At 51.6% G+C, this 13,127-nt stretch carries 18 protein-coding genes; all 18 read left to right on the top strand.

Annotated elements, in window-relative coordinates; translation table 11 throughout:
* Positions 1–37: 37 nt before the first annotated feature.
* Positions 38–616 carry a bifunctional adenosylcobinamide kinase/adenosylcobinamide-phosphate guanylyltransferase gene (gene cobU / locus B4H10_RS00795; protein WP_292018006.1) on the top strand — a complete coding sequence of 193 codons (579 nt, stop codon included), beginning with the start codon at positions 38–40 and terminating at the stop codon, positions 614–616.
* Positions 613–1,344 carry an adenosylcobinamide-GDP ribazoletransferase gene (gene cobS / locus B4H10_RS00790; RefSeq protein ID WP_292018005.1) on the top strand — a complete coding sequence of 244 codons (732 nt, stop codon included), beginning with the start codon at positions 613–615 and terminating at the stop codon, positions 1,342–1,344. Before cobU ends, cobS begins: the two co-directional genes overlap by 4 nt.
* A gap of 70 nt (positions 1,345–1,414) precedes the next feature.
* Positions 1,415–2,080 (top strand): histidine phosphatase family protein, encoded by a 666-nt coding sequence (locus B4H10_RS00785; RefSeq protein ID WP_240937095.1) that lies wholly within the window; start codon positions 1,415–1,417, stop codon positions 2,078–2,080.
* Positions 2,081–2,089: 9 nt separating this feature from the next.
* Positions 2,090–2,815, top strand: a complete 726-nt coding sequence (locus B4H10_RS00780) for a pseudouridine synthase (RefSeq protein ID WP_170087193.1) — start codon at positions 2,090–2,092, stop codon at positions 2,813–2,815.
* 74 nt (positions 2,816–2,889) lie between these two features.
* Positions 2,890–3,954, top strand: coding sequence for a M24 family metallopeptidase (locus B4H10_RS00775; protein ID WP_059076001.1), 1,065 nt, complete (start codon positions 2,890–2,892; stop codon positions 3,952–3,954).
* Between the two features lie 16 nt (positions 3,955–3,970).
* On the top strand, positions 3,971–4,528 hold the full coding sequence (efp, locus tag B4H10_RS00770) for an elongation factor P (RefSeq protein ID WP_059076002.1): 558 nt from the start codon (positions 3,971–3,973) through the stop codon (positions 4,526–4,528).
* A 77-nt stretch (positions 4,529–4,605) separates the two neighbouring features.
* A complete protein-coding gene (locus B4H10_RS00765) occupies positions 4,606–4,977 on the top strand; it encodes an Asp23/Gls24 family envelope stress response protein (protein WP_059076003.1) in 372 nt (123 codons plus the stop codon).
* Positions 4,974–5,279 carry an Asp23/Gls24 family envelope stress response protein gene (locus tag B4H10_RS00760; protein ID WP_150824935.1) on the top strand — a complete coding sequence of 102 codons (306 nt, stop codon included), beginning with the start codon at positions 4,974–4,976 and terminating at the stop codon, positions 5,277–5,279. Before B4H10_RS00765 ends, B4H10_RS00760 begins: the two co-directional genes overlap by 4 nt.
* A 12-nt stretch (positions 5,280–5,291) precedes the next feature.
* Positions 5,292–5,726, top strand: coding sequence for a transcription antitermination factor NusB (nusB, locus tag B4H10_RS00755; RefSeq protein ID WP_059076005.1), 435 nt, complete (start codon positions 5,292–5,294; stop codon positions 5,724–5,726).
* Positions 5,727–5,732: 6 nt separating this feature from the next.
* Positions 5,733–6,686, top strand: coding sequence for a peptidase (locus B4H10_RS00750; RefSeq protein WP_292018004.1), 954 nt, complete (start codon positions 5,733–5,735; stop codon positions 6,684–6,686).
* Complete coding sequence (gene xseA / locus B4H10_RS00745) at positions 6,683–7,909, top strand: exodeoxyribonuclease VII large subunit (RefSeq protein ID WP_292018003.1); 1,227 nt, start codon at positions 6,683–6,685, stop codon at positions 7,907–7,909. The genes B4H10_RS00750 and xseA overlap by 4 nt, the downstream gene beginning before the upstream one ends.
* On the top strand, positions 7,875–8,126 hold the full coding sequence (xseB, locus tag B4H10_RS00740; RefSeq protein ID WP_059076008.1) for an exodeoxyribonuclease VII small subunit: 252 nt from the start codon (positions 7,875–7,877) through the stop codon (positions 8,124–8,126). Before xseA ends, xseB begins: the two co-directional genes overlap by 35 nt.
* Complete coding sequence (locus B4H10_RS00735; RefSeq protein ID WP_059076009.1) at positions 8,123–9,007, top strand: polyprenyl synthetase family protein; 885 nt, start codon at positions 8,123–8,125, stop codon at positions 9,005–9,007. Before xseB ends, B4H10_RS00735 begins: the two co-directional genes overlap by 4 nt.
* Positions 9,008–9,019: 12 nt before the next feature.
* The gene (locus B4H10_RS00730) at positions 9,020–9,823 is read left to right on the top strand and encodes a TlyA family RNA methyltransferase (RefSeq protein WP_292017382.1); all 804 of its coding nucleotides are present in this window, start codon (positions 9,020–9,022) and stop codon (positions 9,821–9,823) included.
* Positions 9,824–9,831: 8 nt separating this feature from the next.
* Entirely contained in the window at positions 9,832–10,704 is an 873-nt protein-coding gene (locus tag B4H10_RS00725; RefSeq protein ID WP_059076011.1) for an NAD(+)/NADH kinase, read from the top strand.
* A 1-nt stretch (position 10,705) separates the two neighbouring features.
* Complete coding sequence (locus tag B4H10_RS00720; RefSeq protein ID WP_113855768.1) at positions 10,706–11,281, top strand: tRNA (mnm(5)s(2)U34)-methyltransferase; 576 nt, start codon at positions 10,706–10,708, stop codon at positions 11,279–11,281.
* A 2-nt stretch (positions 11,282–11,283) separates the two neighbouring features.
* Positions 11,284–11,739, top strand: a complete 456-nt coding sequence (argR, locus tag B4H10_RS00715; RefSeq protein WP_059076013.1) for an arginine repressor — start codon at positions 11,284–11,286, stop codon at positions 11,737–11,739.
* Positions 11,740–11,742: 3 nt separating this feature from the next.
* Positions 11,743–13,127: DNA repair protein RecN (locus B4H10_RS00710; protein ID WP_292018002.1), on the top strand; the 1,385-nt coding region annotated here is incomplete at its 3' end.

Raw genomic sequence — 13,127 nt, 5'->3', positions numbered from 1 at the left:
GTATAATATGTCTATCGTGCTGGAAAGGGGGAAAAAAATGGCTCGTATTGTATTGATTACAGGAGGCGCCCGCAGTGGTAAAAGTCATTTTGCCGAGCAATATCTGCAGGCATGTCCCGGACGACATGGGTATATTGCTACGGCCCAGGTCCTGGATGATGAAATGGCAGACCGGGTAGCCCGTCACCGCAGCCGTCGTCCGGCGTCGTGGCAGACCTTTGAAGTACCGTCTGGACTGGGAAATCAGATTGACCATATTTTACAGCAGACTGATAACATCCTGCTTGATTGTCTGACCCTGTATTTTTCTAATTTCCTGCTGCAGCGTGACGGAGATGATTTCTCCCATATCCTGAAAGAAGCAGAGAACGAATGGGACGGGGTGCTGCGGGCCGTGCGTCAGAGCAGAGATGGTGTCTTCGTCGTTGTTACCAATGAACTGGGATCGGGCATTGTCCCCATGGCAAAAGTGAGCCGCCAGTACCGTGATCTCATCGGTTTCCTGAATCAGCATACCGCTGCGGAAGCAGATGAGGTGTATCTGAGTGTATGTGGCATTACTATGGAAATTAAAAGCCGGCAGGTCCATCTTCCATTGCGGGAGGAACGGCCATGACGAGTTTTCTTATTGCCCTCCAGTTCCTGACGCGGATACAGCTGGCCCGGCATCTGACCTGGACGAATGAGGCCTTTGGCGCGTCACTGCGATGCTTTCCGCTGGTGGGAGGCTGTATCGGCCTGTTCCTGTGCCTGTGCTGGTTTGCTGCAGGTCTGGCCCTGACTGGGTTTTACCGGGCCGTGTGTGTCATTATTGCCTGGTTCCTGATTACGGGAGGCCTTCACGCCGACGGATTCATGGACACGGCTGACGGTCTGTTTTCCGTACGAAGCCGGGAACGGATGCTGGAAATCCTGAAAGACAGCCGGGTCGGATCCAATGGCGTCATGGCTTTCTTTTTTCTGGCATTGCTGAAAATTTGCTTTCTGGCAAACATTGAAGGACCGGCAGTCTATGCGGCCCTCCTCGGTATTCCAGTGGCAGCACGCTATGGCACGCTCGTGAGCGTGCTGGAATTCCCCTATGCCCGTCCGGAGGGGTTGGGAAAGGCCTTTGCCGCCTATGCACCGCCGCGTACCCTGGCTTTGGGATTTCTGGCAGCCCTGCCGCCTGTTCTCATAGGAGGTTTTTTGTACCTGACTCTCCTAGGGACAGCTATAGCGGCCAGCCTGATACTCAATACCTATATTGTAAAGCATCTCGGCGGCGTCACGGGAGATACGTATGGCGCCGTTACCGAAAGCAGCGAATTGTTGTTACTTGGCCTCTGTGCCGCTATATATTAACTATTTTCTCCAGAATCTCCCGCTTCTATCAGCAGGAAAGGATTCATCATAGATTACAGGAAAGGACCGAATGTACATGATCAAGCTTTATCTCGTTCGTCATGGTGAAACCGATGGTAATTCCCAACAGTGGTTCCAGGGCGCATCAGACGTACCGCTCAATGCCACAGGGATAGAACAGGCCCGGCGCCTGAGCCGCTTTATGAAGGATATTCATTTTGATGCCATCTATACCAGCACGCTGTCGCGGGCTTATACGACAGCCCAAATCATTGCAGAGCCACACCAGCTGCCGGTACAGCAATATCCGGAACTGAGGGAAATCAGTTTTGGTGTATGGGAACGCCATACCTATGATGAAATCACCAAACAATGGCCGGGAGAAATTGAAGCTTTTTATGCATCTGAAGGTAAAATGCGGGCCCGGGGCGGTGAATCGTTCCTCGAAGTGCGGGACCGTATTACGGCCAAGACGAAAGAGTTACTTAGTCACCATGCAGACGGGGATTCCGTTATGATTGTCTCACATGGTGCAGCTATCCGCTGTTTGTTGTTTGGCCTGCTGGAACTGGATTTCCGCAAGCTCTGGTGTTTTCAGCAGTATAATACGGCTTTTACGATTATTGAATATTATGGCAGCCGCAGTGTCATGACTCTCATGAATTGTACCCAGCATCTGGAAGGGATGAAAGGGTATGAACCACAATGGTATGGGCGGCAGCATAATGTCATGTAGGAGAAGGTCATGGCAAATACGATACGTCTTGATAAATTACTGGGCCATACGGGATGGGGAACCAGAAAAGAAATAAAGGAACTGTGCCGGTCTGGCGCCGTAGCCGTAAATGGCATGTCCTGCAGAGACAGCAGCCAGAAGGTCCAGCCGGGCCGTGATGCGGTAACGGTCAAGGGACAGGCTGTATCTTACGAAGAATTTTACTATCTCATGCTCTATAAGCCAGAAGGTGTCCTGTCGGCGACAGAAGATCCCCGTGCACAGACGGTCATCGACCTGCTGCCCCAGCAGTTTTCTGGTGCCGGCCTGTTTCCCGTCGGGCGTCTGGACAAAGACACGACGGGGCTGCTGCTTCTCACCAATGATGGACAGTGGGCTCATCGCATCACATCTCCCAAAAAGCATGTTCCCAAAGTATATATAGCCCGCGTAGCCGGATGTATCCCTGAAGATATAGGGGAACGCTTCGCCGCAGGACTGGTCCTGGACGATGGATTAGTCTGTCTGCCGGCAAAAGCGGTCCGGTCGGGAGAACAGGAGTTGACCATCACTGTGCAGGAGGGAAAATTCCATCAGGTCAAACGTATGTGTGCTGCTGTAGGACTTACAGTAGAAGCATTGCATCGTATGTGCATCGGTAAAGTCATTCTCGACAGGGCATTGACGCCCGGTGCATGGCGTCCTCTAACGGAAACAGAGCGGGAAGCTGTATTCGCATCGTCCGGAACGGATTGAGTGAGAATTTTTCCTTTTCAACGTCTCTGTTATATGATATGATAAGGTGTAGACTGAAAAAATCAGGTGATAGCATGATTGGAGAAAGAATAGACCGGCTGCGCCAGTTCCTCCGTGAACACGTGGCAGACGGCGTCATCATTATGCAGCCAGAAAATCTTCGCTACTTCAGCGGCTTTACCGGCGGGGAGGGAGCACTTGTCGTGACTGGCGCGACAGCCGTTCTCTGGACTGACTCGCGTTATACGGAACAGGCTGCTGGTCAGTCTGGTACCTGGTATACCATTGGCAACCATCAGGGCAGGCTGGCAGAATGCATAGCCCGGAGCCTGCGCGAAGGCGGTGCCCAGGCTGTTGTATATGAAAGCAATTTCCTGACTCATATGATGTTTGAACAGATTGCAGATCAGACAGAATGTGGTTTTGAGGGGTATAACCTCAACGTCCTGCGCGCTGTCAAGGAACCGTTCGAACTGACGGCTACGCGGAAAGCCAGTGCCATTGCCGATCAGGCGTTTGCCGATCTTCTGCCGTACATCAAACCGGGAGTGACAGAAAAAGAACTGGCAGCTCGGCTGGAAAGCAATATGCTCCTTTCCGGGTCAGAAGAAAAATCGTTTACGACCATAGTCGCATCCGGTGTCCGCTCGTCTATGCCCCATGGCACGGCTAGTCCCAAGGTCATCGAAAAAGGAGATTTTGTCACTTTCGACTTTGGAGCAGTCTGGGAAGGGTATCATTCCGATATTACGAGGACCGTCGTTGTCGGTAACGCAAGCCGGGAACAGCGTGATTTCTACAATATGATCCTGGAAGCACAGAAAGAAGGCGTTGCCGCTGTCCGGGCCGGTGTCAGCCGGAAAGATGTCGATTTCATCGTCCGCAATTATTTTGCTGCCCGTCATGTATCACAGTATTTCACCCACTCCCTGGGGCATGGGACAGGGCTGGAAATTCATGAAGAACCGGTCTTGTCACCGCGCAGTACGGGTGTCCTGAAAGAAAATATGATAGTCACGGTAGAACCGGGGCTGTACATAGAAGGCAAATACGGGGTCCGCATTGAAGATTCCGTTGCCGTGACAGCCAATGGCTGTGAAATCTTAACCAAAACGCCAAAAGATTTGATGGAGTTATAGTAGGAGGAGTTAACAGATGATTACAAGTAATGATTTCAGACCAGGTGTAACGATTGAAATTGATGGCCAGGTATGGCAGGTTGTTGAATTCCAGCATGTAAAACCCGGCAAGGGCGCTGCTTTTGTCCGTGCTAAAATCAAAAACCTGGAAACCGGTTCTGTCGTTGAACGTACGTGGAATGCCGGTGAAAAAGTACAGGAAGGCCATGTAGACCGCCGTCAGATGCAGTACCTTTATGAAAACGAAGGCATGTACTGTTTCATGGATAATGAAACATACGAACAGCTTGAACTGAATAAAGATAGCCTCGGTGATGCTGTTAATTTCCTGAAAGAAGAAATGAACGTTTCTGTCATGATGTTCAAAGGAAAAGTCATTGGTATTGATCTTCCGGCTGCCGTCGAACTGAAGGTCATCCAGACAGATCCGGGCCTGCGTGGTGATACAGCTACAGGTGGCAGCAAACCGGCTACCCTTGAAACCGGCTATGTCGTCAAAGTACCTCTCTTCATCAACGAAGGCGAAGTTCTCCAGATCGATACCCGTACAGGGAACTATATCGGCAGAGCATAAGTTGTCATGGCAAGGGGCTGTCGTGAGAAGTGAAAGGCTTCTTGCGCCAGCCTCTTTTTTGTAGTCAGGTGACGCGTATGGAAACGACGAATCAAAATGACCTGGGCAGTATTCATATCAGTGATAAAGCTATCTCATCCATTGCTGCCAGGACGGCGGCCCTCGTGCCCCACGTCCATGCCCTGGATGCGACGCTGGCTGAATCGGCGGCCCGCCGCCTTGGGAGGGGCAGTCTGTCCCAGGGAGCCGTAACCCGTATCAGCGGCAATGCGGCAGAAATCACACTGCGGCTGATTGTGGAAAGCGGATACCGTATCCCCGATATAGCCCTCAAGGTGCAAAAAGCGGTCAAAGATGCGGTAGAACGCGATACGGGCTGCCAGGTCGACGCCGTCCATATTCTGGTTGCAGGTATCGTCTTCCCGGAAGATAAGGAGGCAGGGCAATGACTGGCGAAACAAAAGACATTGAATTTTTCGTCAACGATTCCGTATATGTCCAGGTCGTGTCATTGGCACTGCAAGAATTTTCTGACCTGATTCCTGCCAAAGGCCGAAATGTGAATGTGCACCAGCAGGAAGGAACGCTGACTGCTGATATCCACGTCTATGGATACTACGGCGATAATTTGTGTGTACTGGCCAGGACTGTCCAGGAGCATGTGGCGGCAGCGCTGCAGGAAATGGCAGACCCGCAGACTCTGGAAGTCCATGTGACAGTCGATGATGTTGTATTGAAGGAACAATCCTGATAGGAGGTTCGCGTGAGCAGACATAGAGCACGCCAGAAGGCGTTAGAAATATTATTTTCCAGAGAATTCCATGGAAAAGATGACATTCAGTATCAAGAAGATGAAATCCTGAATTCTGTAAATGGAACAGATGATGAAGATACGCCGGTCGTACAGGATGAAGAAAATTATTGTGATTACCTGGTTACGACGACGACAGAGCATATGAATGAATTTGACCAGATTATCCAGTCTCTGGCAAAAGGGTGGGATGTATCCCAGATGAACCGGGCAGATAAGAACGTCATGCGTATGGCGTTATGTGAACTCCTATACCCGAAAGATGTGGATATGGCCGATGCGGTCATCCTCAACGAAGCCATTGAGCTGGCCAAAGAATTCAGTGGCCATAAGTCGTCCCGGTTCGTCAATGGCATTTTAGGGACGTACGTGCGTCAAAGGAAGTAAGAGGATATGAATCTCTATCTGGGAATCGACACAAGCTGCTACACTACATCGGTATGCCTTCTCGGAGAAGATGGCCGTGTCGTACAGGATGAACGGCGTATCCTGACTGTACCCAGCGGTGGCCGCGGAATCTCCCAGTCTCAAATGGTCTATCAGCATACGCGGAATCTGCCGGAACTTATGGAACGGCTCCGTCCGGCACTGAAAGGCAGCCGGATCGGGGCCATCGGGGTGACTCATCAGCCACGGCGCAGAGAAGACAGCTATATGCCGGCATTTCTGGCCGGATGGGGCTGTGCACGCAGTCTGGCGGCTATGCTTCAGGTGCCGTTATACTGCATCAGTCATCAGGAAAATCATCTCCTGGCAGCCCTGAGGCCATTGGGAACGGTACCGGCGGATCCGTTTACGGGTCTTCATTTATCTGGCGGGACGACGGACCTTCTGTATGCCGTTGCTGATGAGGAGGGACTGTCCATTTCCCGCATTGGCGGGACCAGCGACATCAGTGCCGGACAGTTTATCGACCGCGTTGGTGTCGCCCTGGGATTTCCTTTCCCCGCAGGCGTGCATCTCGATGCTATGGCCCGGAAGGGAGATATGGACATCAAAGGGAGCCGCGTCTTTTGCCGCGATGGGGAAATCAGCTATTCCGGCCCGGAATCGCAGGCCCAGCGCCAGATAGCCAGTGGCACGGCCGATAGCTGTGCCATGAGCTGCTGGACGCTGAAGACCGTTTGGAACGGCCTTCAGGAACTGCTCGATGCAGGACTTGCTGGTGGCATGGATAAACTGGTTGCCGTAGGCGGCGTCATGAGCAACGGATTCCTCCGCAGCCAGCTGCTGCGTTATGCCGGCCGGCACCATGTCCGGGTCATCCTGGCCCCCGACGGATACAGCGCCGACAATGCCTCTGGTGCCGCATTCTGGGCACTTTGGAAGGAGAGGGGCCATTTATGAAATATGCATCGGTAACAGAGGTCGTACGGCGCATTAAAGATGATCTGCAGAGCGATTACCGCCTGCAGAACATTGCCATGGAAGGCAGTATCATCGGCCTGAAGCGGGCGTCGAACGGCCATTATTATATGAATCTCCATGACGAAACGTGTTCTATCCGGGCCATTTTGTTCCGCAGTCGCGTAGGCCATTCTATGGATGGCGTGCGTGAAGGGGACCAGGTCGTAGTTATAGGGTCTATCAATGTCTATGAAAAAGGCGGCACTGTGTCCTTTATTATTGAAAAACTCTTTGCCCGTGGCGTAGGTACGCTGCAACAACAATATGAAAAGATCAAGAAAGAGTTATATGAGAAAGGATATTTTGCACCAGAGCACAAAAAAAATATCCCCCGGTTTCCCTGGACTGTCGGTGTCCTTACGTCGGCGACGGGGGCCGTCCTGCACGATATCCATAAAATAGCAGCTGAACGCAATCCCTACGTGGAGATCCGCTTGTTTCCTGTTCCCGTGCAGGGGGCAGGTGCCGAAACGGTCATTGCCAGGACTCTGGAAAAGGCCGGTAAGGATCGGAACCTCGACGTGCTCATTCTGGCCCGCGGCGGCGGTTCCATGGAAGATTTGTGGTGCTTTAATAGCCCGCAGGTCGTACAGGCCATCTATGACGCTCAGGTACCGGTCATTACGGCTATCGGTCATGAGACCGATACGACACTGGCCGACTACGCTGCGGATGTGCGGGCTGCGACACCGACCCATGCGGCCGAACTGGCATTTCCCGACTTTGAAGAAATCCAGATGGACCTGGCAGCTATGGCAGACCAGGCGTATCAGTCTGTCATTCTGCGCCTCGATCGTCTGGAACGGGAATTGGGGCGGACCGTAGCAGCGCTGCAGACCCACCGCTATGATGCATTCCTTTCTATGAAGGATGAATCTGTATCCCAGCTGGTCCGTCTGGCCCGGCAGCATCTGGACCTGAAACTGACACGGGAAGCGGGGCGCCTGCAGGCTCTGAAAGCATCGCTCAGCGCTATGAATCCGGCCCTTCTGGTACGAAAAGGGTATGGGCAGCTGGAGCAGGGCGGTCATGTCCTCAAGGATATCCGCTCACTTGAGCAGAATCAGCTCTTGACGATACAACTCCTGGAAGGAACAATTTTAACGGAAATAAAAGAGGTAACAATCCATGGCAGCGACAAACGCAAAACTAAAAAACTTTGAATCGAATTATGCGACACTGGAAAAACTGGTGCAGGATTTGGAATCACCGGATCTGACGCTGGCCCAGTCACTGGACTTGTTTGAAAAAGCTATCAAAGTATCCCAGTCCTGCGAAAGCGCGCTGGAATATGCCCGGCAGCGGGCCCAAGTCCTGGCAGATATGCAGAAAGGGCCGGATACAGATACGCTGACAGAGGAGGGAACGCTCGATTTATGACGATACAGGAGTATTTACAGGATAAAAAACAAATGGTCGATCAGCGTCTGGCAACACTGCTTCAGACGGATGTACCCCAGTTTTCCCGTTTATATGAATCCATGAATTACAGCCTCCTTGCCGGGGGCAAACGGCTGCGTCCCGTTTTATTCCTGGCGACGCTGGAAGCATTGGGAAAGAATCCGGCAGAGTATCTCGATGTGGCCTGTGCTCTCGAATGCGTCCATACGTATTCTCTAATCCACGACGACCTGCCCTGCATGGATAATGACGACCTGCGACGGGGCAAACCGACGAATCACGTCGTATATGGGGCGGGCCTGGCAACTCTGGCCGGAGACGGGCTTCTGACTTTTGCCTTTGAACTCATGGCACGCCAGACCCGGCTTGATGCAGATAAGCTGCGCCAGTGCATCGCTGTCTTTGCCAGAGCAGCCGGACCGGCCGGGATGGTCGGCGGTCAGGCCTTTGACCTGGAAAGCGAAGGAAATAAGTCTATTGGCCTTAAAGGACTGCAGCTTCTGCACCGGATGAAAACGGGCGTTATTTTTGAAGCCGCCATTGATCTGGCGGCCATTCTGGGTGACGCGACGGAAGAACAGCGGCGCATTTTCGATGCCTATGCCCTTCATATGGGACTGACATTCCAGATTACCGATGATATACTGGATTTCACAGGTGATGAAAAAACACTGGGCAAGCCGGTCGGCAGTGATGCCAGAAACAATAAGGCAACGTATGTTACGATTTTCTCTCTGCCGGAAGCCCGGCGCATGGCAGAACAGGCTGCTGCCAAAGCCGTCGGAGCCATACAGCCGCTGGGGGATGGCGCCTGGTTCCTGCGCGATCTGGTAACGTATATGCTGACACGGGTCAGCTGAGGAGGCGGGAGCATGCAGCATAAGGAACGACTGGATGTCCTGCTCGTAGAACGGGGCTTGTCGGAAAGCAGAGAAAAAGCGAAAGCGACCATAATGGCCGGCCTGGTATTCGTCGATGGTCAGCGTCTGGATAAGGCCGGGACCAAACTGTCTCCCGATGTAGACATAGTGGTCAAAGGAAATCCCATCCCCTATGTTGGCCGGGGCGGATTGAAATTGGAAAAAGCCATGGCTGTGTTCCCGATTGACCTTGCCGGCGTGACGATGATGGATATCGGTGCCTCGACAGGCGGTTTTACCGATTGTGCTCTCCAGAATGGCGCTGCCCGCGTCTACGCCGTCGATGTGGGCTATGGTCAGCTGGCATGGAAGCTGCGTACCGATGACCGGGTCATCAATATGGAACGGACCAATATCCGCAATGTGACCGTTGCCGATATCGGAGCTCCCGTTGATTTTATTTCTGTTGATGTATCGTTCATTTCTCTGCTTAAAATCATGCCGGCAGCTTCCCAGCTGCTGCGTATGGGCGGCAGCATGGTTACACTGATCAAACCACAGTTTGAAGCCGGACGGGAGAATGTCGGAAAAGGTGGAATCGTCCGCGACGTCACCGTGCATCGCGCGGTGCTCCGCCAGGTCATCAGTGGCATTGCCGGTTTTGGCATATCGCCGCTCATGCTGACCTTTTCTCCTATCAAGGGGGCCGACGGTAATATTGAATACTTGTTATACAGCCGCAAAGACGAACCATGCCACGATGATATTACGGACGACATCATTGATGATGTGGTCCGCCAGTCTCATGAAATGTAGGTGATACTATGCGCATCGGTATTTTTCCGAATCTGGTCAAAAAAGAAAGCACCCATGTGGTGCGCAAACTCATCGGATTATGTGAACATCATGAACTGCCGTATTTTCTGCCGGCTTATGTAGCACAGAGTACACAGGATTTTTATCATCATATCGATGCCGGCCACTTGCGCCCCCGTATGACACTCTTTGATAATATTGACATCGCTATGGTGCTGGGCGGCGATGGCACGATTCTCAAACTGGCCAATCAATTTGCAGACAGGGGAATCCCTATCTGTGGTGTCAATCTGGGGTCGCTGGGGTTTCTCTATGAAGTAGAAACGCGGAATCTGGAACAGCGCTTCCATGACATACTGGAAGGACATTATTTTCTGGAAGAACGGATGATGCTCCATTCCGAACTGGATTATGAAGACGGGACGGTCCAGGTATTGCCCGATGCCCTCAACGATATCGTCATCGGCCATGGCAATGTAGGAAAGCTCATCCGCGTCGATATGAGCATCAACGACCATTTCGTACAGCAGTTCCCCGGTGACGGACTCATCGTATCGACACCGACGGGATCGACGGGGTATACATTTTCAGCCGGCGGCCCTATCGTATCGCCGGAAGTACGCTGCCTCATGGTGACGCCTATATGCCCGCATCTGCTCCTCAAAGTACCGCTGGTGCTGCATCATGAGGACCGGATTTCCCTGTCTGTTGCCAATAGCCGCAACGGCATCCGCATATCCGTCGATGGCATGATGGACCAGGAATTCACCAGGCATATGACCCTGCAGATTTACGAATCGGATAAAACGCTGAAGATGGTGCGATTCAGCAAAAACTATTTTTATAAAAATCTGTTTACAAAAATGATGGGAAATGATTGAAATGGAAGAGTATCTGTTAAAAAACGCTGTCAATGTGTCACATATGTTGCTGGATCCGTTTATACCACGAGCCAGAGTACTCGTCGATATGACCTGTGGCAACGGGCACGATACGGCGTTTCTGGCAGCCCGTATGGCCCAGGATGCATCTCTATATGCATTTGACATCCAGGATAAGGCCATTGCATCGACACGGAAGCGTCTCTGTGATGAACGGCTTTTTTCAGACCGGGTACATTTGCTGCAGGGATCGCATGACCAGCTCCTGGAACAGATACCAGGTGTAGTGGATCTGATTGTGTTTAATTTAGGTTATCTGCCTTCTGGTGACCATTCTCTTCATACGACCAGTGAAATAACTGTAAAAGCTATAAAAATAGGCTTGCATAAAATTGCGAAAAATGGGATAATTATGTTAGCAGCGTATCCCGGAACTGATGCGGGAGCCGTAGAAGCAAATGCCGTTCGCGCCTATTTGCAGACGGTGCCCCAGAAAGACTATGATGTCTCTATGTGGCAGCCGCTGAACCAGATACATTGTCCACCGCAACTATATATTGTACAGAAAAGAGGGTAATTATGAAGAGATTCCGTTATACGAAGATAAAAGAAATTGTGCAGTCCCGTCCGATTGAAACACAGGAAGAACTGGCCAAAGCCCTTCAGGAAGAAGGCATTGAAGTAACGCAGGCCACGGTATCCCGGGATATCAAAGAGCTGATGCTCATCAAGGTTCCGACCAGTGACGGCCATTACCGCTATGCCCTGAGCCAGGAACAGAACATGCTCATGTCCAAAAACCGCATGGCCCGCCTGTTTCAGGATTCTATCGTCCGTGTCGATTCGGCACTGAACCAGATTGTCATCCATACCATGCCGGGTTCGGCTAATATGGTAGCAGCAGCCATTGACCTGGCAAAGTGGGAAAATGTCATCGGCACGATTGCTGGCGACGATACCATATTGATTATAACCAATAGTACAGAAAGCGTTCCCAAGATTACGAAAGTCATCGTGACGCTTATGAAGGAATGATGGATGATGCTCCAATCACTGCATATCCATAATTTCGCCTTGATTGAAGACCTGCACATCAGTTTTGCCGATGGTGTGACCATCCTGACAGGGGAGACAGGGGCCGGGAAGTCTATTCTTCTCGATGCCATCGGCATGCTCTGTGGCAAACGGGCTTCTGCGTCCTTTGTCCGCCAGGGGACAGACGCATTCCTCGTCGAGGGTGCGTTCTTTTTTTTAGATAAAACAGGTGCCCTGGGTAAGGTGTTAGAGGCGAATCATATTGAATGGGAAGACGGGCAGCTCATTATTTCCCGTAAATTCCACAAAAGCGGCCGCGGGTCTATCCTGGTCAATGGCACACTGGCGCCTACCAGTGTCGTACGGGCGATTTCGGCTTTTCTCCTCGATATCCACGGCCAGTTTGACAATCAGCTCATTTTTGATCCGGCCTATCATGTGACGATTCTCGATTCTTTGACACCGGAATTGAAAAAAGTACGCCGGGAATATGACAATATGTATTCAAACTGGCGCGATTTGTGCCGGGAAGCGCAGAAGTTGCAGAAAGACGAGGGGGAAAAAGCACGTCTCCTGAGTATCCTCGATTTCCAGATTAAGGAAATCGAAGGGGCCCAGCTCAAGGAAAAGGAAGATGAAGAGCTGGAAGAAGCTATCAACAAAGCCTCGCATTCGGAGCATATCAAGGAAACGCTCCGGACGGCTCTCTATGCCTTTGAGGGCGGAGAGCGGCAGAAAGGTATGACAGAACAACTCGATGAAGTCCACCGGAGTCTGGAAAAGGCTTCTGCGTATGAACCGTCCTTTGCCGGACTGGCTGCGCGTGTCGAAACACTTTCGTATGAACTGGAAGATATCCATGATAGTGTAGTCCGTTATGCCGATAGTTTCACCTTTGATGAAAATGCACTGGACCGGATGCAGTCCCGTCTGGCTTCTATTGAAAAATTGAAACGCAAGTATGGGTTTACTATATCCGACATCATGGAATTCCTGAAAAAAGCCAAAGCCGATTTCAGCCGTCTGGACCAGTCAGAAAGTACGCTGGCTGAACTGGAAAAGCAGATACAGCAGGAAAGCCGTGCTCTCCGTCAGAAAGCAGGACAACTCATGGAACTCCGTACGGCGGCCGATACGATATTCCGGAAGAAAATGGAAGACACCTTGTTCCGCCTGGGCCTCATCAACAGCCGTATTGCCTTTCATCTGGAACCTATGCAGGATATTACAGAGGAAGGGGCAGCCGCAATTGAGCTGTATTTTTCTGCCAATAAAGGAGAAGCCATGCAGCCGCTGGCCAAAATTGCCTCTGGTGGGGAAGTATCCCGTATTGCTCTGGCATTAAAAGCCAATGGCCCTGATTCTGTCGAAGGACGGACGATGATTTT

Origin of the sequence: Megasphaera sp. UBA4382, assembly GCF_002391155.1 — a bacterium.
GTDB lineage: Bacteria > Bacillota > Negativicutes > Veillonellales > Megasphaeraceae > Megasphaera > Megasphaera hexanoica.
This window is presented reverse-complemented; position numbering and strand designations above follow the sequence as displayed.

What these genes read in the sequence shown, in the direction of transcription:
- cobU (WP_292018006.1), top strand. Translation starts at nt 38, where the DNA reads ATGGCTCGTATTGTATTGATTACAGGAGGCGCCCGCAGTGGTAAAAGT.
- B4H10_RS00765 (WP_059076003.1), top strand. Translation starts at nt 4,606, where the DNA reads ATGGAAACGACGAATCAAAATGACCTGGGCAGTATTCATATCAGTGAT.
- B4H10_RS00785 (WP_240937095.1), top strand. Translation starts at nt 1,415, where the DNA reads ATGTACATGATCAAGCTTTATCTCGTTCGTCATGGTGAAACCGATGGT.
- cobS (WP_292018005.1), top strand. Translation starts at nt 613, where the DNA reads ATGACGAGTTTTCTTATTGCCCTCCAGTTCCTGACGCGGATACAGCTG.
- B4H10_RS00720 (WP_113855768.1), top strand. Translation starts at nt 10,706, where the DNA reads ATGGAAGAGTATCTGTTAAAAAACGCTGTCAATGTGTCACATATGTTG.
- B4H10_RS00750 (WP_292018004.1), top strand. Translation starts at nt 5,733, where the DNA reads ATGAATCTCTATCTGGGAATCGACACAAGCTGCTACACTACATCGGTA.
- B4H10_RS00730 (WP_292017382.1), top strand. Translation starts at nt 9,020, where the DNA reads ATGCAGCATAAGGAACGACTGGATGTCCTGCTCGTAGAACGGGGCTTG.
- B4H10_RS00735 (WP_059076009.1), top strand. Translation starts at nt 8,123, where the DNA reads ATGACGATACAGGAGTATTTACAGGATAAAAAACAAATGGTCGATCAG.
- xseA (WP_292018003.1), top strand. Translation starts at nt 6,683, where the DNA reads ATGAAATATGCATCGGTAACAGAGGTCGTACGGCGCATTAAAGATGAT.
- B4H10_RS00780 (WP_170087193.1), top strand. Translation starts at nt 2,090, where the DNA reads ATGGCAAATACGATACGTCTTGATAAATTACTGGGCCATACGGGATGG.
- xseB (WP_059076008.1), top strand. Translation starts at nt 7,875, where the DNA reads ATGGCAGCGACAAACGCAAAACTAAAAAACTTTGAATCGAATTATGCG.
- argR (WP_059076013.1), top strand. Translation starts at nt 11,284, where the DNA reads ATGAAGAGATTCCGTTATACGAAGATAAAAGAAATTGTGCAGTCCCGT.
- efp (WP_059076002.1), top strand. Translation starts at nt 3,971, where the DNA reads ATGATTACAAGTAATGATTTCAGACCAGGTGTAACGATTGAAATTGAT.
- B4H10_RS00760 (WP_150824935.1), top strand. Translation starts at nt 4,974, where the DNA reads ATGACTGGCGAAACAAAAGACATTGAATTTTTCGTCAACGATTCCGTA.
- B4H10_RS00725 (WP_059076011.1), top strand. Translation starts at nt 9,832, where the DNA reads ATGCGCATCGGTATTTTTCCGAATCTGGTCAAAAAAGAAAGCACCCAT.
- B4H10_RS00775 (WP_059076001.1), top strand. Translation starts at nt 2,890, where the DNA reads ATGATTGGAGAAAGAATAGACCGGCTGCGCCAGTTCCTCCGTGAACAC.